This is a genomic window from Psychrobacter sp. ER1, assembly GCF_048631835.1.
GTDB lineage: Bacteria > Pseudomonadota > Gammaproteobacteria > Pseudomonadales > Moraxellaceae > Psychrobacter.
This window is the reverse complement of the sequence record NZ_CP184640.1, coordinates 508,333-530,853: the sequence shown is the minus strand read 5'-3', so window position 1 is coordinate 530,853 and position 22,521 is coordinate 508,333. Positions and strand designations below refer to the sequence as shown.

Annotated in this window: 14 protein-coding genes and 4 pseudogenes; 7 read left to right on the top strand and 11 right to left on the bottom strand. The window is 42.3% G+C overall.

The genetic code is table 11. The features are described 5' to 3' along the window. Window positions 1-31: 31 nt before the first annotated feature. The 4 genes and pseudogenes from hflX (at window position 32) to ACOBWA_RS02385 (ending at window position 4,266) form a co-directional block, all read left to right on the top strand. Window positions 32-1,459 (top strand): ribosome rescue GTPase HflX, encoded by a 1,428-nt coding sequence (gene hflX / locus ACOBWA_RS02400; RefSeq protein ID WP_420230120.1) that lies wholly within the window; start codon window positions 32-34, stop codon window positions 1,457-1,459. A 375-nt stretch (window positions 1,460-1,834) separates the two neighbouring features. Then, window positions 1,835-2,269, top strand: a complete 435-nt coding sequence (locus tag ACOBWA_RS02395; protein ID WP_057758440.1) for a hypothetical protein — start codon at window positions 1,835-1,837, stop codon at window positions 2,267-2,269. A 16-nt stretch (window positions 2,270-2,285) separates the two neighbouring features. Further along, window positions 2,286-2,974, top strand: a pseudogene (locus tag ACOBWA_RS02390) (LrgB family protein). A 485-nt stretch (window positions 2,975-3,459) separates the two neighbouring features. Next, window positions 3,460-4,266: a lytic transglycosylase domain-containing protein gene (locus ACOBWA_RS02385; RefSeq protein ID WP_420230119.1), complete on the top strand. Its 807-nt coding sequence runs from the start codon at window positions 3,460-3,462 to the stop codon at window positions 4,264-4,266. Window positions 4,267-4,437: 171 nt separating this feature from the next. Here the strand turns inward: ACOBWA_RS02385 and tsf are convergent. The 11 genes and pseudogenes from tsf to ACOBWA_RS02330 form a co-directional block, all read right to left on the bottom strand. Continuing rightward, a pseudogene (gene tsf / locus ACOBWA_RS02380) lies at window positions 4,438-5,318 on the bottom strand (translation elongation factor Ts). Window positions 5,319-5,693: 375 nt separating this feature from the next. Continuing rightward, complete coding sequence (gene rpsB / locus ACOBWA_RS02375; protein ID WP_057758431.1) at window positions 5,694-6,485, bottom strand: 30S ribosomal protein S2; 792 nt, start codon at window positions 6,483-6,485, stop codon at window positions 5,694-5,696. Window positions 6,486-6,947: 462 nt separating this feature from the next. Beyond that, complete coding sequence (locus tag ACOBWA_RS02370; protein WP_102091536.1) at window positions 6,948-7,397, bottom strand: chemotaxis protein CheX; 450 nt, start codon at window positions 7,395-7,397, stop codon at window positions 6,948-6,950. 35 nt (window positions 7,398-7,432) lie between these two features. Continuing rightward, window positions 7,433-7,747: a chemotaxis protein CheX gene (locus ACOBWA_RS02365; protein ID WP_420230118.1), complete on the bottom strand. Its 315-nt coding sequence runs from the start codon at window positions 7,745-7,747 to the stop codon at window positions 7,433-7,435. A 164-nt stretch (window positions 7,748-7,911) separates the two neighbouring features. Further along, window positions 7,912-8,274 (bottom strand): response regulator, encoded by a 363-nt coding sequence (locus ACOBWA_RS02360; RefSeq protein WP_057758425.1) that lies wholly within the window; start codon window positions 8,272-8,274, stop codon window positions 7,912-7,914. Window positions 8,275-8,335: 61 nt separating this feature from the next. After that, window positions 8,336-10,516: an ATP-binding protein gene (locus tag ACOBWA_RS02355; protein WP_420230117.1), complete on the bottom strand. Its 2,181-nt coding sequence runs from the start codon at window positions 10,514-10,516 to the stop codon at window positions 8,336-8,338. 12 nt (window positions 10,517-10,528) lie between these two features. Then, window positions 10,529-11,398 carry a transporter substrate-binding domain-containing protein gene (locus tag ACOBWA_RS02350; RefSeq protein WP_290175554.1) on the bottom strand — a complete coding sequence of 290 codons (870 nt, stop codon included), beginning with the start codon at window positions 11,396-11,398 and terminating at the stop codon, window positions 10,529-10,531. Window positions 11,399-11,756: 358 nt separating this feature from the next. Beyond that, window positions 11,757-13,015, bottom strand: a pseudogene (locus ACOBWA_RS02345) (multidrug effflux MFS transporter). A gap of 355 nt (window positions 13,016-13,370) precedes the next feature. Continuing rightward, window positions 13,371-14,182: pseudogene (locus ACOBWA_RS02340) on the bottom strand (crotonase/enoyl-CoA hydratase family protein). 223 nt (window positions 14,183-14,405) lie between these two features. Continuing rightward, window positions 14,406-14,738 (bottom strand): Hpt domain-containing protein, encoded by a 333-nt coding sequence (locus ACOBWA_RS02335; protein ID WP_420230116.1) that lies wholly within the window; start codon window positions 14,736-14,738, stop codon window positions 14,406-14,408. A gap of 89 nt (window positions 14,739-14,827) precedes the next feature. Continuing rightward, a complete protein-coding gene (locus tag ACOBWA_RS02330) occupies window positions 14,828-18,046 on the bottom strand; it encodes an ATP-binding protein (RefSeq protein ID WP_420230115.1) in 3,219 nt (1,072 codons plus the stop codon). A 592-nt stretch (window positions 18,047-18,638) separates the two neighbouring features. Here ACOBWA_RS02330 and cysM point away from each other — a divergent pair. The 3 genes from cysM (at window position 18,639) to rlmD (ending at window position 22,208) form a co-directional block, all read left to right on the top strand. Continuing rightward, entirely contained in the window at window positions 18,639-19,607 is a 969-nt protein-coding gene (gene cysM / locus ACOBWA_RS02325; RefSeq protein ID WP_420230114.1) for a cysteine synthase CysM, read from the top strand. 142 nt (window positions 19,608-19,749) lie between these two features. Further along, a complete protein-coding gene (locus ACOBWA_RS02320; protein ID WP_057758412.1) occupies window positions 19,750-20,574 on the top strand; it encodes a 3'-5' exonuclease in 825 nt (274 codons plus the stop codon). 62 nt (window positions 20,575-20,636) lie between these two features. Further along, a complete protein-coding gene (gene rlmD, locus ACOBWA_RS02315; protein ID WP_420230113.1) occupies window positions 20,637-22,208 on the top strand; it encodes a 23S rRNA (uracil(1939)-C(5))-methyltransferase RlmD in 1,572 nt (523 codons plus the stop codon). The last annotated feature ends 313 nt before the right edge of the window (window positions 22,209-22,521 follow it).

Genomic DNA, 22,521 nt, shown 5'->3' with positions numbered 1-22,521 from the left:
GACATTTACTTTATTAAATAGGTGATACTCTTTGGATTATTTTGAAAGACATGAAGGTGGCGAACGCGCCATTTTAGTACATTTAGACATCCGCCAAATTCAAGATCCTGACGATCTTAGTGAATTTGAGCTGTTGGCTGATTCAGCAGGTGCCGATCGTTTGGCATTAGTCACTGGATCACGCTCACGCCCTGACGCCAAATACTTCGTTGGTAGCGGAAAAGCAGAAGAAATCGCAGAACTAGTGCGCGAATACGAAGCCGATATCGTACTGTTTAACCACAGCTTGTCGCCATCACAAGAGCGTAATATCGAAGCGCTAGTGAAGTGCCGCGTGTTGGATCGTACTGGTTTAATTTTGGATATTTTTGCGCAGCGTGCTCGTACCTACGAAGGTAAGCTGCAAGTAGAGTTGGCTCAGCTTAACCATCTATCAACGCGTCTGGTACGTGGTTGGACGCATTTGGAACGTCAAAAAGGTGGTATTGGTCTGCGTGGACCTGGTGAGACCCAGCTTGAGACCGATCGTCGTCTACTACAGACTCGCGTCAATCAGTTAAAGAGCAAGCTAGAAAAAGTCCGTCAGACCCGTGCGCAAGGTCGAGCCCGTCGCCAAAAATCAGACGTACCGACCATCTCATTGGTCGGCTATACCAATGCGGGCAAATCTACTTTGTTCAACCGTTTGGTCGATGAAAATATCTACGCTGCTGACAAACTATTTGCGACGCTAGACCCTACTCTACGCCGTTTAGACTGGCAGGGGGTTGGTCGTGTCGTCTTGGTCGATACAGTTGGTTTTGTCCGTCATCTGCCGCATGAGCTGGTTGAGTCTTTTCATGCAACCCTAGAAGAAACGCTAGAAGCAGATTTGTTATTGCACGTCATTGATTCTTCTAGCGAAGACATGCACGAGCAGATTCAGGCGGTCAAAGAGGTATTGGCAGAAATCGATAACGATGTACCTGTGCTCAATGTATACAACAAGATTGATTTGACTGATGAGCCTGCTCATATCGGCTATGCTAGCGAAGGTCAGCCAAACCGCGTCTATGTCTCTTCTAGACAGAACCTAGGCATGGAAGAGCTAACGCTTGCCGTACAGCAACTGCTGACAGGTAAACTGACGACGTTTGATTTGACCTTGCCGTATGATGCCGGACAATTCAAAAACACTCTATATGAACTGGGTGTTATTGAAGAAGAAAGCTATGACGATACGGGTCGTGAATGTCTGACGATTCGTTTGCCAAGTGACCGTCTAAGACAGCTACTGGGTCAAGCCAATTTGAAACCTATCGATGTATTGCCGCTTGCACAAGCAACACTACTGATGCCGGTACTCGAAGAGTTTGAGAAGGTTGACGACGTTGAAGAGCCAACCATGACAGAGGCTGAGGAAAAAGCATTTGACGAGTTTGATGCATTACACTCAGAAACAGCTGATTCAGAAAAATAATGATCATTTCTGCAAAATAAGAACTATTGTTAAAGTGAGTCATTTGCGACAGTAGTTGAATGAACGTTTGATTCATACTGTTAGATCACAAACCCTTATATAGTACGTTAAAATAGAATAGACGATATCCATTGATATCGTCTATTTTTTTGGATATGACCAGTCACGGTGCATAGGCTTTATTAGTTGCCCCACTCTCTATATAATCGCCTGTTATACATTCAATAAATATTGATAGATAGCGCTAATACTTTAAAAGTGAATCATTGCTACTATCAGTATGCATAGCATCATTTTCTACGTTGTGTTCTTGGTGTGATCACATACTTTGTTTGGTACACCATCCATTTATATCTGACTTGGCCAGAATTGCTTATGAAGCCTGCTCACTCTCCCCATCTCCCACTATGGCTTGCGTTAATTCTAACGTTGACCATGGTTATCGTTGTCCGAGAAACGGCGGTTGTTCTCTGTCAAATGGCAGGCATCGAAAAAGCGGCCAATATTGTCGGTTTGGTTGCGATGTTTGTCATTTTGATGGCGTGGCGACTGCTCAAGGGGTTACCGAGCTGGCTCACACAGGCCAGTAATACATTGCTAGTCGATAGTGGTTTTGCCTTCTTACCAGTTTCTGCTGGTGCAGGCTTGTTGCTATTTGCTCTAGGAGATGAGCTATTGGGTGTGATGATAACGATGATCGTTAGTACGCTCATACCGCTGTGGGGACTGGCATTATTGGCCAATCGTTGGCTTAACCATGCTGCAAACACTGATAGTACGACTACCACTGAGCAAAAGGGACAGCCGTGAGCTGCGGAGAAATATTATGACTTTTGACAGCGTATTTATGGCAACCCTAGCCGCAATATTATTGACATTAGCAGCACACGTAATTGCACGTGTATTGGCACGTAAATTATCATGGCTACCGATGGTCATTACCGCACTTGTCCTAGTACTTGTTTTCCTATTTGTACTGCAGTGGGATTACAACAACTATTACAGCGCGGCAAAACCTGTATTTGACCATCTGTTGGGATATGTGACAGTACTTCTGGCTGTGCCATTGGCGGCGATGAATTTTAAAGGCTTACCAGTCAAAAACTCACTCTAATTGTCGCTATTGCTAGTGTCGTTGGCGCATTATTGCCTATGTCACTGGCCTATTTATTTTCGCTCAGTCATGAGACCCTATTGGCTTTCGCTACCCGTTCTGTTACGACGCCTATTGGCTTGAGTGTCGCAGATTTAATCAAAGCACCACTGGCAATGGCTAACCTAATTATCATCGTTTCAGGATTGATAGGTGGTACGGTCGCGCGCTTTTTGTTCCGTGGTATCAATGATGACCGTGCTAAAGGTCTAGCACTGGGGTTAGCGGCCCACGCATTTGGTACAGTAGAGGCATGGCAGATCAGTCATACAGCAGGACGTTATGCTGCATTTGGTTTGGCAGTGAACGGGTTGGTTACCGCGGTTTGGGTGCCTATCTTTATCAGTGCTATCGGTATCTAGTCGTCACTAGAACCCTACCTAAACTATTCTTATATTTTTAAGAACCTAACCATTAATAGGCTTACCTATTATTAATTTCAGATTGAATATTACCTCGACTACTCAAATGTCATTATTATTTCTTAAAAAATTGAGACACTTTATTTGTCTGAATTCATAAACGAAAAAACCGACTGCAAATGGCTCATTAAGTCACTTAGAAAAGTTAGTACATTGATTTATCTAAGGTTATTTAATAATAGAAATCTGATTTTACAACTTAGTTTGTCAATCTGATGCGCCAAAAAGTTATTATATGTTATAGTAAGCAACTATTATTTTTTGTATCTATTGCAAGTGGTTCCTTATTGAAAGTGATAATTGCTCAGCTGCTGTCCTCACAGTGGGCTAAATAATTCTGCAAAATCAGTAACCGCTTAAGCGCCTAAATCAACGCATATATAGGCAAAACAATTTGCTGTTATTCGATAAAAAGTGATTTTACTATGATAAATACGGCTACTTTGATGACTCGCTGCTTATCTCCCCTTTTACTAAGTGCCATTGCTCTTTCGACCTTTTCTGTCGCTGCCAATGCAGGTAACATGTATATCTACAAAGACAAAGGTGGACAAGTACTGTTGACCAACGTCAATCCTAGTGGAAATTTTGATAAGTTCACGAAAAAAGTAAAAGTAACTTATTATAAAGACTCTAAGATGTATGACGGAAGCAGCGATAGCTATGATAGCAGTGCCGCTAGCAACAGCGGAAGTCGCAACTCTTACGACAGCTACATTCGTGCGTCCGCTGAGCGCAACGGTGTGGACCCTGCCCTAATGAAAGCGATGATGCATACTGAATCAGCTTTCAATCCAAATGCACGTTCACCAGTAGGCGCACAAGGTCTGATGCAGTTGATGCCAGCAACTGCGCGCCGCTTCAATGTGAGCAACCCTTGGAACCCTGCAGATAATATCGAAGGATCAGCCAAATATATCGCGTGGCTCATGCGCCGCTTCAATAACAATGTCGAACATGCTGTCGCAGGCTACAATGCGGGCGAAGGCAATGTCGATAAATATGGTGGCATCCCTCCATTCAAAGAAACACGTAACTATGTTCAAAGAGTGATGAGCCGTTATCATAGCTTGTATAAGAACGATGCAGGACTGTTTGGTGCAAGTATCAGTGCTAACAATCAAACTAGTAGCACCAGTACAAGTAATGGCTTACAAAATGTAAGTTATGCTACTAGCAGCAATGTGAATAGTGCCAGCTATGCCAACTCAGCCTATGCGGCTTTACGCTAAGCCAGTTATCTGAAAGCCAGACATAAAAAAGCCCATTAACGAATTAATGGGCTTTTTTATGTCTGGACGCTTTATGTCATGATGCTTTATATCTTGATGCATTAAGAGTGATAAAGCCAAACTGTGAGCCACAATTAAGGACTCACAGCCTTATCCAACACTATTTGATACTTACTTGTTAGCAGCCTGAGTTGCAGCAACTTCAGCAGCGAAGTCTTCTTGCTTCTTCTCGATGCCTTCACCAACTTCTAGACGTTTGAAGCCAAGTACTTTTACGCCTTCAGCTTTTAGGACTTCGCCAACTTTCTTGTCGTTGTCCATAACGTATGGCTGACGTAGTAAAGTTACTTCGTCTAGGTACTTACGTAGGCCACCTTCGATCATTTTTTCAACGATGTTGTCAGGCTTGCCAGACTCACGAGCTTTCGCTTCGATGATGTCTTTTCGCGTGCCAATACGTCAGCAGCAACATCTTCGTCATCTACAGCAACAGGGTTGAATGCAGCGATATGCATAGCAAGGTTTTTACCAGTGTCAGCGTCGCCACCTTCAAAAGATACAACTACACCGATACGCAGACCATGACGGTATGCAGCGATGTTAGCACCTTCAAGTGTTTCAACACGGCGAATCTGGATATTTTCACCGATTTTTTGTACTAGAGATACACGTGCTTCTTCAACAGTCTGACCTTCGCCATAAGACAATTCAGAGATAGCAGCAACGTCAGTTACGTTGTTTTCTAGTGCAAGGTTAGCAACTTTTTCTGCAAATGCAGTGAAGCTGTCATCTTTTGCAACGAAATCAGTCTGGCAGTTAACTTCTAACAAGAATGCTTTGTTTTCGCCTTGAGCGATGATGATAGCGCCGTCAGCTGCGATGTTACCCGCTTTTTTAGCTGCTTTAGCTTGACCAGATTTACGTAGGTTATCAATGGCAACTTCAACATCACCGTTTGATTCTTCTAACGCTTTTTTACATTCCATCATGCCAAGACCAGTACGGTCACGCAATTCTTTTACCATTTTGGCAGATACTTTTACTTCTGTCATAAGAGTCACCTTAGTATAGTTATGTATAGGAGTGCTGTATTTCTAAATGCTGTATTTCTATTCGATATCTTCGTATTACTTAAAATCTAGCAGACAGCTCGTTTTGAACGATTACTAATATAGCCATAAATGATGTCAAACAAATAACATCTATACAGTACAGCGATATAACCAGTAGGAGCGATAATACTCGCCCAATAGCTGCTCGCTTATATGCATGGCGTTATTAATAAGGCTTTATTCAATAACAAGGCATGACGAGTAAAACTACATCATGCCTATTATGAGCTTATACGCTGTTCAAAACATTATATGGATGCTGATAGATACACTATCAAGACATCCTTACAAAGTTAAACTTTTTAAGTTAGATACTTATTCTGCTGGAGTTGCAGCAGCTTCTTCTGCAGCTGGCGCTTCTTCAGTTGCAGCAGGTGCTTGCTCAGCTTTACCACCAGCTTGAGTTTGTGCGTATTCTTTACCAGCGATGATAGCATCAGCCATAGAAGTTACGTACAAAGTCACAGCACGGATAGCATCATCGTTAGCTGGGATGATGTAATCAACGTTGTCTGGGCTAGAGTTAGTATCAACGATACCGATAACTGGGATACCCAAATTCTTGGCTTCTTTGATAGCGATAGCTTCGTGATCTACGTCTACTACGAAGATAGCGTCAGGTAGGCCGCCCATGTCTTTGATACCACCTAGTGAACGCTCAAGTTTTTCCATATCGCGAGTACGCTCTAGCGCTTCACGCTTAGTTAGCTTAGCGAAAGTACCGTCTTCTGCTTGCTTTTCTAGCTCTTTTAGACGGTTGATTGACTGACGTAGAGTTTTCCAGTTAGTCAACATACCACCTAACCAGCGATGGTCAACGTATGGCATACCAGCGCGAGCTGCTTGCTCACGTACGATACCGCTTGCAGCGCGTTTAGTACCAACAAATAATACTTTGTTTTTCTTAGCAGCTAGGCCGTTTACGTAAGTTAACGCTTCGTTGAACGCTTTTACGGTGTGCTCTAAGTTGATGATATGGATTTTGTTACGTGCGCCAAAGATGTATGGACCCATTTTTGGGTTCCAAAAACGTGTTTGGTGACCAAAGTGAGCGCCTGCTTGTAGTAAGTCGCGCATTTCGATTTTGGTTGGATTCTTTGTAGCCATGAGAATATATCCTATTGGTTGGGTTATGCCTCCACATCACAAAAACAGCCTATTTAGCGACACGCATCTGCTACCGGTTAGTTTTCATTAGTAAAGCACTAACAGATCACAAATTAATCAAGTCGCCAAACACCCAGCAATTTTTTGCCATGATGTGTGTGTCATTGGTTGGTTTAAAAAAGAAGCTATCGCTAGATTGAAGCAAATGCCCGAATCTAAACTATAAAGTGAATTATAAAAAATAGCTGCGCTGTATTTTATCACATAACGCCTCAGAATCTCCAGCAGTTTGTTTGTAGCGTATCAATAAGATAAAAACAAAATATGGCGATAATAAAACAAAAAAAGCGACACATTTGCATCGCTTTTTTCATAATTATCTTTTTAATAGCTATTTTCAAGCAAGGTTAATGCTGTCGCTCTTTTATAGTTATCACTCGTTTATAGAGGATTGACTATAACTTATGCAATGCAAATACCGATGACCGCCTTGTAACCACGCCACGTAAATGGTGTGATATAGCTTTGACGGTCTTTAGGTAAATAAGACACGCTTGGCGCACTCTCTACAATGTGCGGCGGAGAGATAATAAACTCTGAACCAAACTCTGTCCGAGCGTTACCTGAGATTGTATTGGCCATTTCACCCAACAAATCTTTCATCATAGTGATTGAAGAGTCAGGCTCGCCCATCACTTTGATGACTTCTCGCAACATCGCGCTTGGTGCACTGACATAGACGCAACCTTCTAAAGGCCCTGATATCTTAATGACACCGCTATAATCAAAGCCAATCGCGCTTTTGTTGTTGTTCAAATAAGGGGTATCAATTGACACTTCCGAGCCATCGATTTGCGCAAAAAACGCATTGATCGAGCTTAGAAATACACCCAATTTTTCTACTTTAACCATAATATATTAATATCCATCTGTATTACGTGGCAGCATTAATCTTGCAAGCAAACCACAATCTCGCCTACTTGAGAATGCCAAGTGATGGGGATGATAAAAGAACGCTCATCGTTCGGCAACACAATACTTTGCGGCGCACCTTTAAACACAAATGGTACAGAGATATGAAACTCTGAGCCAAACTCTTTGCGTGCATTGCCTGCGATGGTATTGGCCACTTCCCCAGCCAGATCTACATAGTTCTCTTCACTTTTATCGGTTTCGCCCATACTGTCTAAGATTGAAGACAGCAAGTCACGCGTCGCCGAAAAATATACCACGCCTTTTTGGCCACCAGATATACCAATCACGCCCGTATAATCGTGGACTTTTGGCTGTTTGTTTTCTAGTAAGTAAGGGGTATCGGCAATAAGCTCTTCTCCACCAAACTGGTCAAAATAATTACTAATAATACTTAAAAAATCTGTAGCTTTTGCTCTTTCATAATGACATCTGCTTTGGTCGATGAATGGTGTTAGTCTTGCATCAGCTCATACAAAGACTCGACAAGCTCCTCTTCTGAGAAGGGCTTGCACAAAAAGCCGCTGGCACCCAATGATAATGCCTCAATGCCGGTGGCTTTATCCGATAACGCTGATACCACTAAAATGCGTACTTCAGGATCAATCGCGATGATTTTTTCAATACATTCTAGCCCATCCATTTGTGGCATGGTTAGATCCATGGTGATCACATCAGGACGATGGACATTGAACTTTTCGATGGCTTGAACACCGCTGGTCGCTGTCGCAACCAACATGAACTTTCCTGAATCGTATGCGCGCTGAATACGGTTTCTAATAATATTTGAATCATCAACAATCATTAACTTATGCATAACTTATCTACTACCTTTAATGAAGTGCTTGTCGTCCCTGACAATATAATTACTATTTTGATTAAGCTTTAGGTAAAGTAATGACAAACCGTGTCATCTGACCCAGCTCGCTATTTACGTTAAGCTTGCCATCATACTCTTTTACTTTTGCTTTGATGATATCAAGTCCAACACCGCGACCACCATCTTCATCTGCGTGCTCTTTGGTAGAGAATCCAGAAGAGAACAGCTGTTTGAGCAAGTCGCCTTTACTAAGCTGATTTGCCTCTTCCGTACCGAAACGACCTTCTTTAATCAGCTTATTACGGATGCTGTCGTAGTTGATGCCTTGTCCGTCGTCTTGCACAACCAACATAAAGTTTGAACCGTTGTCCTGCACTTCCAAATCAATGGTCCCAACGTCAGTTTTGCCAGTAGTATGACGCACACTTGGTGACTCAATACCATGTACTACCGCATTACGTAGCAACTGAATACTGATTTCTTTGATTGGCTTTGCAAGATGCACTGGAATACTGGTTTGGGTTAGCGTCGTACTTTTTAGCTGTACTTGCTTGCCCTGTCTTGCAGCAATCTCTTTTGTAAATTCATTGTAAAAAGACAATAAATCGTCATCTGCTTCATTGTCTAAGTCGATATCTAACCCACCATCAAAGTCAGCATTGCTAGCTGTATGGTCTGCTACTGGATTTTGAGTAGCGACTGGTACTTGTACGGTTGACGTCTTAGCTGCTGTCGGTGCTGAGCGGTTGATACGCTCACCCAACGTCGCAATCGTGTTCGATAAGCTGAGCAAGTCATCCAAATGTACTGCCAATGGTAAGAAGTCATTACCAGATAACTGACCTTGGTTTTGCAATGCATGCAATTTGTCTTCAGCATCAGAAGCAATCTTCGTAAAGCTATGTAGTTTTAGTGCTGATGCTTCACCTTTTAAACTGTGCATTTCACGATAAATAGCTTTTAATTTACCTTCAAGCTCGTATTGTGAGCTACCAGGATTTTTCAAGATGTTATTCATCTTCTCGATATGCGCTTGGGTATTACCAATAAACTCATTAATAATCTTTGGATTCACATTCAAGATAGTCGTTAACATCTCAATTTGCATATCGTTTTGCGAACGCTCTTTTTCTAGGCGCTGTTCTAAGTAGACTGCATCTGATACATCATTCACGTTGACCAAAATACGGGCAATGTCTTTATTATCATAAACACGTGAGAATTTAAAATCTAAGAAGCGGTTATCAAGATTTTTGTCTTCAGACAAATTATGCAGCATGACTTTATTTAATGGGTTAAGTGAATCTACCAGCTTTTCTTTAACGCGAGGGTTATAGAGCTGCTCAATGAATTGCTGTGTGGTCTTGAGGTCTTTATCAGAGATACGACCGCGCAAGACATTGGTAAAGTTTTCCCCTGCTAAGCTATCAGAGCCGATGATATTGTTCAGCGCGCGAGAATGCTGTTGACCAATATTCAAGTCTTTATCCAGTAGGAAAAGACCCGTATTTACCGTTTCCATAATCTCTTGCGTTTCTTGGCGAGCGGCAGATGCTTCAGCATCCGTCTCACGTAGACGACGTACAAAGAAGAATACGAAAATTAGGAAGTAGGTAAAGATAGCGGCAACACCAAGTACCTGAATAAGACGAATGGTAGTTGCTTGACGTTGTGCACTATCGAACACGTCTTTTGTCAAATTATCCAAAGAATCGTTAATAAACAAACTTGATGTTTTCGCCTGTTCAACGGCCTGCGTCAATTCATCAGCAGACGTTACCATGATATTATCAGCATCTTTTAGATATGTTTGAATCTTAGGCTCTAGCGCTTTCCATTGCTCATTGGCCGCAGCAATATTGGTTTGTGCTTGACTATCAATTTTTGGCAAGTCATAGCTATTACCTTCTGCATCTGTGATTGTACTGCCTTGCTCAATAGCAGCAATCGAGCTAGTGATTAGCGCAGTATTTTGTTCTAAACGGCTTAGCACTCGTTGTATGTGTGGAGAGTTAGTATCCTCACCATAACTACTGTCTAAATCGAAAAGATCTTTAATTACTGCCTGTGCACTGTTTGCCACTTGGTTAGTTTGGTCAATTAAAGCGGTGTTTCTTTCTAATAAGTTTGAGGTATAAAACGTAAACGCCAGCAAAGCACCGATTAGAGATAAAAATAGTGCAATTGAAATAATCAGACCTTGATAGCGCTTATTGTCAACATTAGGTACGGTTGCCATCTTCAGAATTCCTTAGTTCAATTGCTTAGTATTGGTGTCAGAGTCGCTCTTTTCAGCAGGGTCAGCTTCACCCAACCAGCGCGCCTCAATTTCTTTAAATGTCCCTTTTTCTTTTAGTTTGGCAATACCTTCATTAACCGTTTTGATAAGCTGGGTATTTTCTTTTGCCATGAGCACCACTTGCTGGGCTGAAGGTGCATCTGCAGCTTCATAAGGTACAATTTTCACTTTATGCTCAGGATAGCCTTTGACGATATATTGCAAGACTGGCATATCATACAAGAAGACATCCGTATTACCTTGAACCAAATCCTGATACGCCAAAAATGCTGTAGGTCTTGAAATTAGCTCAACTGAACTGCCCATCTCTTTTAGCGTGTCTTCTTCTTTAGAGCCTTCTAACGTACCTGCTTTTAGACCTTTTATATCGTTTAAGCCTTTTATATCGAACTTACCTTCCAAATACATGATAGTAGCTGGGTTGAAAAAGTATGGTGTTGATAGACCATATCTCACTGCCCGATCGTCTTTGTAAGAAATACCAGAAATCGCTAGATCACGCTTTCCTGTTTCGACGCTATCGAACATGTCTTGCCAAGTTTCCTTATAAAACTCGACTTTGAACCCCTGCTCTTCACCAATAGCACGAATTGAATCAACATCAGTGCCCTGCATATTGCCATAGTCATCCTGGAATGAAAAAGGCGGCAAATCACCAGTCATGGCAACTTTCAATGTTGGCGCTGTATCAGGTAGCTTACTCACAAAGCTATCTGTATTTTCCTTTACTGGTGTATTTGCACTTTCTTGAGTAGCAGAATTACCACAGCCAAATAGGCCAACACTCAACAAAATCGGTAACGCTCGATATAACTGCTTCATAATCTATCCTTGAAACCTAACGTTGTTTTACATTTTAATTAATTGACAATCTAGCAAGGTTAAGCAATGTCTATACATATTCACTTACAGAAAGTTACGCTAGATAGTACTTGCCTAATTTCACGATTGCAATAATTATGTTTGGTCATTATTTAAGGTAAGCCATATATAGCAAAGGCTGCATATAACCATAAAAAACATATACTCGTTTATAATCAATAAATTCCATCATATAAAACGCCTATAAAATTTAATTTGGCTTTGAATAAAAATAAATAAAGCGTACAAAAAAGCACTCATACGCTGTGAACGTATAAATGCTTTTTTTAAATACAGTTAACTTAAAATAGAGATGCTGTTACTCTGCGTCGTCCAAATTGAGATTACGATCAATCTTCCAAATCAGGAAAGAACCGAAACTCATTAGTGAGAACAGAGCAATACCGACCTTGAGGACTGGGTTGACTGGAAACAGGTTCAATAATAAACCGCCAAAGATACCGACTGAAAACATTAGCGAGCCTTGTAATGCACTTGCCATACCAGCACGGCGTTTCTGAAAAGCAAGCGCAATTGCAGAAGCATTAGGCTGAGTCAGACCCAGTCCTGCGATACAAAAGAAAATACAAGCCAGCACTAGTGGTAGCCAAGCATCCGTCCCTAAAAGCAAGCCAATCACGAATAGCACACCCGCAGAGATAACCTGCATCATCGCCCCAAATCGCAAAATACTTAGTATTCGAAAGCGATTGGTAAGCCACTGGTTCAGCTGAGTCAAACCTACAAAACCTGCCGCATTCATTCCAAATAACCAACCAAAATGTGTCGCTGAGACGCCATAGGTATCCATAATTAACTCTGAAGCCGAGCTGATATAGACAAACATCGCTCCCATTAACAATCCACCACCAATTGCTGGATAGTTAAAAGTCGGGTCTTTTAATAAGTCCCAATATTGACTGACCACTTCTCTTGCAGGGCGTACGTTGCGATTTTCTTCTGTCAAAGTTTCAAAAAGAAAAACTTAGTAAGTAGCAAGTTTAGAGCGCCAAATGCAGCTAAGAACCAAAAGATAGAGTGCCAATCAAAAAACTGTAAGAATAGCGCGCCAAGCGATGGTGCCAATATGGGTGCTAAGCCCATTACTAAAATCATGATGGAAAAAGCTTTCGCCGTTTGTTTGGCAGTGAGGCGATCTCGAATTGCGGCACGAGTAACTACTGCACCGACGCACGCGCCCAACGCTTGTAAAGTACGGCCTGCAAACAGTACGTACTCATTATCAGTGGTCGCACAAAGGATAGAAGCGATAACGTATAACGTCATACCTATATATAAAGGTTTGACACGGCCAACACGATCACTAAAAGGTCCGTAAAATAGCTGCCCAAATACCAAACCTAAAAAGTATGCAGGGACAGAGTTGGCCATAAAGGCCGTTGAAACACTGAAATCATCGGCCATCGATGGTAGCGCTGGCAGATACATATCAATGGATAATGGGCCCACCGCAACCATCAGCCCAAGCATCATAATCCATGCAACAGGCAAATCAGCAGAGCGCACTCGCTCAGAAGCGATAGGTTTGTTTGGAAGGGAGGGTTTTGAAGCAGACATATTTAGACCGTTTTATATAGTGGCTATTATTTTTGATATTTTATTTTTCGACGTTTAATTGCTTGCACGTGTTGTTAGGTAGGCTTTCGTCATTTTACTGGCTTATCCAGTAATCAAAATAGATACCTTTAACAACAATAGTGCATCTTTACCCACATCGGTGCAAGCAGACAATGCTATATCGTGCTATCTGCTTGCATTTCAATGGCTATAAGATAATGGCGAAACAACCGCTAACAATTAAAGATCGTCAAAATAATTTATCAAAATATGTCTGGTTTTCTTAGGTAGCAATTTCTTTTATTAGAATGAATCAAACGAAAATAACACTAGAAAATTTACTGATAGCAAAAATTTAGCGGAATTGACGTTTGCCAAAAAAGGTGCTGGCCTGCTTTGCTTTTCTGAGGGCAAGCTTACGATTACGACCAAGCATCATTTTAAGCTGCCATGCTTTTTCTTTATATAAAGTCTTAGCAGGTTGATCATACATCGCATTTATCACGCGTTTGCTTGCTAGCACCGCATCAGGAGAGCGCTCTGCAAACTCGGCAGCAAGCTTTTGTGCCTGTTCAAGAGGTGCTTCACTACAATGGCTAATCAAGCCTAATTCTTTGCCTTCATTAGCATCGATGATACGAGCGCTCATGGCGAGCTCTTTTAAAGTGTCTTCTCTTAGAACTCCAAATGCTGACTGGGTCAGTCCCATGTCTGGCACTAACCCCCATTTAGCTTCCATAATAGATAGTTGACAGTCAGGGTGACTGACACGTACGTCACAAGCCAATGCCAACTGTAGTCCAGCGCCGATACAATACCCTTCCAATACCGCTATGACAGGTACTGGCAGATCACGCCATACCAAGCATACTCGTTGGAACGCACTTTGCCATGGTTTAATCAATTCCCAAAGCGCAAATGCTGTGTTTTTTGGATGATTTAAGTCTCCTAAATCAATACCTGCACAAAACGTCTCCTCTGCCCCATTTAGAATGACTGCGCGTATGGTTCTGTCTTTGCTAATACGACCTGCCAGCTTAATCAGCTCATTGATTACCTGAAAGCTCATAGCATTTTTTTATGTGGACGATTTAAGGTAACCGTCAGTATGTTGTCTGTAATACTAACTTGTAAGGTCTCATACTGGTAACTTGCAATCGCGTTCATAACAATCCTTATTAATGAATAAAATAAATATGGTGCTGATATTCACAATATTAGCAGGCTTGTCTTTGTTGTACCGTAGTAATAACTGACTGCCACGATACTATAGTGAGTTTCATATACAGCAGATATAGAGTGTTTAGTTGATAACGATAAGCAAATCTAACAAGACTACCTATCGCTTTCTGAACCTGAATGATTTTATCTGCTTTACCTTACCCTCAACTTATATCATTTTCCACGTCATGTCATTTTCGCTTAAGCGATGATAATTAAGCTGCGGATAAGATGATAAATCTACCTTTTGCAGGTTGTCTAGCGCCGTTAATAATGCCTCATAATATGGCTCAATCATTGCAAATTGCACAGGTGTTGTATGCTGTACATTCAGCAGGCACTTATCTTCCAAATCTTGGCTAGCCTGACGCAGTTGTGGTACACCTGTATATCGACTCCCACCCAATATACGATGGGCAATTTGTGCCAACATATTGCGGTCATGCGCTTCCCATGCCTGAATAAGCGCTTGTTTTTCATCATTGATAGTATCGATCATCATGATAATCAGCTTGGCCGCCAATTCAGGTTTGTTCGCTGAACGAGTGAGCGCATCTTGCCAATCTAAAATGTTTGAAGTATCACTTTTGCTTATATTGTTGTTACTAAGGTCATTATTGATTTGCTCGTGTAAAGCTGAGTTAGCGTTAGCTGTCCCATCTTGAGAACTACTGTCTTGAATGCTTCTATCTGGAGAGTTGTCGATAGATTTTGTTGTTGATTGTAGTAGTGGCGATTGACCTTTTTGTAGACGTAAGCTTTCATAGCGCGGCTGAATATCACGCGCAGTATCTCGTCTATAGCCTTCACGAGGCTGGCTATCGCGCAGATAGTCATCACGGATTTTTTCAGGGATAGTGGACGGGTAATTTTTGGCTCGCTACTGACAGAAGTGCTGTTACGATCTACCCCGTCTCCTCTTATTATTGGATAAGTAGCGGTTGAGTCATCTGAAGACATACCTGAGCTGGCTTGAGTCTCTTGCCCATTTACATTGTTAGAGAGTAAATCATTTGATAAATCATTATCGTTAATTGAGTAACCGCGCAGCGAGTCAATAGGAGTTAACTCAGCCCCTGCTGGGTCGGTACCCTTTACGTTAGCACCTTGTACATTAGCATCTTGTAAATTATCATCCTGCAAATTATCATCCTGCAAATCAGGGTGCTGTAAGCCAAAGCTCTGCAAATCTGTATCGGGCAATGCGGTCAATTGTGGTGTGGTACTCTTGCGACCAAGCCATTTCTGTAGCACCTGTAATAACTGAGGTTGACTAATAGGTTTGCCGACATAGTCATTGATACCGCTGGCTATAAGTTTGTCACGTTCATCTGCCAACCCATGAGCTGTCAGAGCGATAATAGGGATACGACTATCCGCATTTTCGATATTTCGAATCTGCTTAGCCGCCTCATGACCTGACATACGCGGCATTTGAATATCCATAAATATCAAATCAATATTATCTTTGTCTTGCGTAGCCGCTTTATCATCAGCGCTCGTGTCCTCATGATAGAGCGCGCTGTTTGTTTTCTTGTTTATCTCATCACGCGTTTCTGCTTTAGAAAGTTGCGTTTTATTCGATAGGCTTTGCTTATCGCTCTTGGCAGTTTTGATGTTTTTGGTTTGCTGTTTACTGATAATCTCGATAGCATCAAACCCACTGCTCGCCGTGACTACCTGAATCCCTAACTCACTCAATAGAGCATCAAGCACTAGTAAATTAGGCAAATGGTCATCAACTGCCAGCACCGTGACCCCTTTCCAGCGTGGTTCCTGCAGGCTTTGCGGCGTACTACGGCTTTGGGTATCGAGCATCGCGTACAGCTGTCTTTTGTCTAATGGTTCATAAAGTATGTTGGCATGATAGCGGTTGAGTAGCGCTTGATCGGCCGCCACTTGATAGCCGAATACAGCAAGCTTGCCTTGATAATGCAGACGAATTTGCTTGAGGAGCGCCATCATATCGTCTTGGGTGTCATCATCAACAATGACCCAATCCCAATAATTACCGTGCTCTTTCAACGACTCCAGTACACCCGGTAATGAGTTGGCTTGAGTCAACTTAATTGGTAAATACTGCAAGCTGGCTTTGAGCACTTGTATCGAAGCGGTATGATTGATCCAAACCAACACATTAAATTCATCGGTCTCACTCGCCAGTGGCGCTAATACTGGTAATTCAATCGTCTGCCCTGTGGCCGCCTCTAGCACGTCGACATGGGCTGGCATGCGAAACCAAAATGTCGCGCCTTGATTGGCAATATTTTCTTGCGCATTATCATGAAATCCAATATCTCCGCCCATCAAGCGAGTTAACTGTTTGGAGATGACTAGACCCAACCCTGTACCGCCATACTGACGCGTGATTGATGGATCGCCTTGGCTAAAGCTTTGGAACAGCATTTTTTGATCTGCTAGAGAAATGCCTTTTCCGCTATCTTGCACGCTAATCATCAGATAGTTATCACGGTGGTCATCTAAGCTCACACGCACCACCACATCACCACTATCCGTAAATTTAATGGCATTACCAACGATATTGGTCAATACTTGCTTAAGACGTAACGCATCGCCGTTGATGCGCATCGGCACATCATTGTAAAACAGCACTGCCATGCGTAAACCCTTCTCCGCAGAGACCGGAGATAGCATATCGACCACATCATAAATAGTGTCATAAAGATCAAATTCATGACGATCCAGTACTAGCTTGCCTGCCTCAATTTTAGAAAAATCTAAGACATCATTTACCAAAGCGAGTAAATGTGCTGAGGACTTACGTATGGTCTGTACATACAAGTCCTGCTCAGGATTGAGCTCGCCATGACGTGCCAGCAAGTTAATAAAACCATCGATACTGTTCAATGGTGTACGCAGTTCATGACTGATATTGGCTAAAAATGCAGACTTTGCTTGGCTGGTTGAAATAGCTGCATCACGTGCATTTCGAATAGAAATGTTTTGCATCTCCATCTCATCAAATGCCAACCGTAAATCATCCTCAGTTTGCTCGGCATGGTCTTTGAGCTCTTGAAAGCTTCTATGTAAGCGGCGCAATGTTCTGACTAGATCTTGCTGTAACAAATTCAGCTCGCCATCTGACTCAACGGGTACAGGTTGGTATAAATTATCAACATGGGTACGTTGCAACTGCAACCGCAGCTCATAAATGGGGGCAATCCAACGTTTCGAATAGATATTTAAACTCAGTAGTAGAATCAGGATAGTAAATAAACCAGTAATCACTAACGCCATCGCAATACGGTAGCGTGCAATGTAGAGCGGCTCATTATCCATATCGACAAGTAACCACAACGTCTGCCCTTCAAACTCTCCCAATACACTGCCATACGCCGTGCCTACAGGCGTTGGTCGTTGTGACAAAAAGCTTGCGGAATCACTGATTAATGGCCACTCTTCATTGAGGCCATAACCGACTGTTGCCAGTATTTGATTGCCTTCATTAATAATAGCAATACGCTGTACATGCTGCTCGGACTGCATACGTCCAAGCTTATCTTGGATACCTTCTAGCGTCGTCATCGCCGCTCGCTGAGTACCTTCAGCACTACTCCCTACTTGCTGGCGCTCTTGTTCTAGCAGCTCAGGAATCAGTTCAGCTATGACTGGTGTATAGCGAATAAGTACCGCTTCGGCCAATACTTCTTGCTCCGAGTCACTTGCACGCATGGTTTCGTGAAATACCAAGATGCCGCCTACTGCTGCCAACACACAGATAGGCAAAAACACCAGTATGATCAGCTGACCATAAGCACTACTAGTATCGAAACGTTTTTTATATGCCATGCTAGGTCTACTCTCTACTAAGGTTCTTGCCGTGAATTTTCGTAATAATGTCAGTATTCGTGATACTTGTAGCATGTCGTATCAGAGTATTTGGGTAAGGGGCTACTCTTAATGAAGCTATTAATCATTAATAAGTTCACTAATTTTGATAAGACAATTGATAAATAGTTCAAGATTATCTTAACAGGATTCTATAAGTTCTGGTTAGGCATTCCATATGATGAATAACGTTATAATTAGAGTACCAACCACTCTGTATCAAAGAAAAAATGGCTTTAAGCGAACAGTTCTACTTTTGCAATCCTCAACGTAACATTGACATTGACCTGATACAGTGACTATTAATCTTTGATGCGATAAGCGCAGCTGAAAACAAAATGATATAATAAAGCCACTTTTTATTTACCACAATATATCGCTCATAGTCATAACATATGAGAGCGCACTCTAATGCCTTTCGTTTTTAGCTCGCTTATCACTGTAAACCTATATACACAGCGACTATCTAAAATTATGATCAAACAATAAGAACAGCGCTTCCATCAAAAATAAGCCATTAAAAACATATCTAAAAAATATAAAAGGATACTTTATGTCCACTACGGCCATGTCAAATGCTAACTTTATTACTCAAATCACCACCCTCGCTGATTGCGTTGGTCAAACGCCATTGGTGAAACTTCAACGTCTGCCTGAGCAAGAGCACATTGCCAATGGTGCCACAGTATTAGCTAAGCTTGAAGGCAATAATCCAGCGGGCTCTGTAAAGGATCGTCCTGCTTTTAATATGATTTATCAAGCAGAACAACGCGGTGATATCAAGCCTGGCGATATGTTGATTGAAGCCACTAGTGGCAATACTGGTATTGCATTGGCCATGGTCGCTGCGATGCGTGGCTACCCGATAACGTTGCTGATGCCAACCAACTCTACCCAAGAGCGTAAAGATGCCATGATTGCTTATGGCGCAACGCTGATTGAAGTAGATGAAGGTATGGAAGCTGCGCGCGATTTGGCATTACAAATGCAAGCAGATGGCAAAGGGATTGTATTGGATCAGTTTAATAATCATGACAATAGTCAAGCACATTACCTGACTACAGGCCCTGAGCTATGGGCACAGACCGACCGTAAAATTACGCACTTTATTAGCTCAATGGGCACGACAGGTACGATTACCGGTGTATCACGCTATCTAAAAGAGCAAAACCCAGACATCAAAATTATCGGCCTACAGCCTGACGAAGAAGCCTCTATTGCTGGTATTCGCCGTTGGCCAGCGGCTTATATGCCAGGTATTTTTGATGCAGACTTGATTGATGAAGTGATGGATATCGATCAGCGTATTGCCGAAGTCTATATGCGTAAATTGGCGAAGACTGAAGGTATCTTTGCTGGTGTATCTTCGGGCGCAGCTGCATGGGCAGCGACCCAAGTGGCAAAAGCAAACCCTAATGCTGTTATTGCTTTTATTGTCTGCGATCGTGGCGATCGTTATTTATCAACGGGTTTATATAACGTTGACGATAGCAATACGGATAACAGCGCAGAAGTTAATTAATGCATAAGCAATACCATTTAGTATCGTTAATTTTAAAGAAGTGCAAAGCGGCCAAGTGCAGATGTAATACTTCAAGCAATGCTAACGCTGTTATTCTTTTATAATGAATTAACTATAAGCTCATAAATAGTCAGGATTATCTATGTCACAAGCGCTACCATCCGACCCTATATTGGTTTTTGATATCGAGACTGTCGCCGATGTCGATGCAGCACGCCGTATCTATCCGCAATTGGCCGATCTTAACGATGCGGATGCGTTAAGCGCGCTGACAGCGATACGTACACAAGAGGCAGGGCACGACTTTATGCGCTTGCCACTACAGCGTATCGTCTGTATCTCAGCTCTGTATATCAAAGATGGTAAGTTATCGCTATTTTCTTTGACTGCCGATAAATTTAGTGAGAAGGAAATCCTAGCCAAATTCTTTAGAGCCTTTAACGACATTGAAACATTGCCGCAACTTATTAGCTGGAATGGCTCGGGCTTTGACATACCTGTACTGATATATCGTGCCATGCAATATGATTTGTCAGCGCCATGGCTGTTCGAAGAAGGCGAGCGAATTAAAAACATGCGCTTTGACAATTATGTCAATCGCTTTCATACGCGTCATTTAGACTTGATGGATCGGTTTAGCCAGTACGGTGCTAGCCGCCGCGAAGCCATGGATATCGTCGCAAGTCTGTACGGATTACCTGGTAAAACTGATGTAGATGGTAGCATGGTCGGCGCGCTTGTTAGTAGCGGTGACTGGCAGACCCTATCTATATACTGTGAGTCTGATGTTATGAACACTTGGCTTATTTATTTACGCTGGTTACGTCTAACAGGACAGTTGTCTTCACAAGATTTTGATGCTTGGCAGCAGCAGAGCTATGATTATCTGGCAAAGTATACCCAAGCTGACGGTAGTCCACGACATCAAGAGTTTATCGCTGACTGGTCATCGGCACCCGAATTATAGAATTCGCATTATTAGTAGTTTTTTATTCCCCTCTTCTAGTTATTTATTATTAAGGCAGGTTTATGCAACCCACCGATTCAAAAACATCTACAGCATCTGATATGGCAGCGCAAAATAGTAACACTCAAGCGAATGAAGCTCAAACAAACGACACCCAAACGATTGTCATTCCGCCGAGTAAGAAAAAATCAAAGCCATCATCAAAGACACGTCGTCGTCTAAAAGATGCAGAGCCAATTCCATTCAATATAGATGGCTTATCACATGATGGTCGCGGTGTTGCTGTGTATGGTAATGGTTTTGACGTTGCTCAAGGTCATGCTGAAGACAAGCATGGCAAAAAGATCTTTGTTAGCTTTGCCCTACCCGGTGAGAGCGCCTTAGTAAAAATAACTAACAGCCGTGCTAGCTTTGAAGAAGGCGATGCCATTAGCATTACTGCTAACCCAAACCCTGAACGTGCTGTACCACCCTGCCCGCATTTCGGTACCTGCGGCGGTTGTAACTTGCAGCACTGGCAGCCAGATGGTCAAATAAACTTCAAGCAGTCAGTACTGGCTGAAATGCTAATGCACCAAGCCAACGCGGAACCTGACAATTGGCTCCCACCTGTGGTCGGCGATCGTCTTGGTTATCGTACCAAAGCACGTTTGGGCGTGCGTTATGTTGTCAAAAAAGAAACCGCGCTTGTCGGCTTCCGCGAGCGTTCAAGTAACTTCTTGGCAGAGCTAAATGAATGTCATATCTTGGATCCGCGTATTGGTTTCGAGATTGAAAACCTCAAAACGCTTATTAGCACTTTAGAGAGCCGTGACAAAATTGCCCAGCTTGAGCTTGCAATGGGTGAGCAACTGCCAGAGCTGCCTGATGGTAATCAGCCAGTTGCGCTCATCGTACGTAATTTAGAACCGTTGTCAGACGCTGATATAGACAAACTAAAAGTCTTTTTCGCGGCGCGTAATTGGCAGCTATATTTGCAGTCGAAAGGCGTTGATAGCATCCAACGTATTGCTTTGACAGACGCTGATGATTTGAGCAAGCAATTTGGGCGTTTATATTATCAATTGCCAGAGTATGATCTGACTTTTGAATTTATCCCTACTGACTTTACTCAAGTAAATCTATCTGTGAACCGTCAGATGACCAAGCTTGCTTGTGACTTGTTGGATCTAAAAGCAGGCGAACGCGTATTAGATTTATTCAGTGGCTTGGGTAACTTTAGCTTACCACTAGCGCGCCTCGTTGGCGAGACAGGCTCAGTAGTCGGTGTCGAAGGCAGTGAAGCCATGACCGAACGTGCTGCTGACAACGCTCGTCGCAACGGTATCAACAATACTGAGTTTTATAGTCAAGATTTGACTCAAGACTGTACTGATAAGCCATGGGCCAACCAAGGCTTTGATGCACTGTTGATTGATCCACCGCGCTCTGGTGCTTGGGAGATTATGCAATATTTGCCAAAATTTAATGCTGAGCGCATTGTTTACGTCTCTTGTAATCCAGCGACCCTTGCTCGTGATACAAAAGCATTGTTAGAACAAGGCTATCGTCTGACTCATGCTGGCGTGATGGATATGTTCTGCCATACGGGTCATGTTGAATCTATCGCTCGCTTTGAAAAAGTAGCAGTTTAACGTTATTAATTTTCAAAAATGATTGATAGCTAGAAATGACTGATAGTTGAACCTGATTAAAGAGACATTTAAGCGTTATTACAATTATCTAAGATAACTCAAAGCTTTGATAAGTTTGTGCTAATAAATAGTCATTATTTAGCGTAATTGACCACAGCCGTACAGAGGCTCGCTTGATTTGTCACTTTAAAATGAGATAATAGTAAACAATCTTCCTATGTTTTTGATGATGTTTCCAATCGCTACATAGCAAGCATTTGCACTCATAGCTTTATATATTTTACGCGCATTTTATAGCTGCTAAAAATAACAT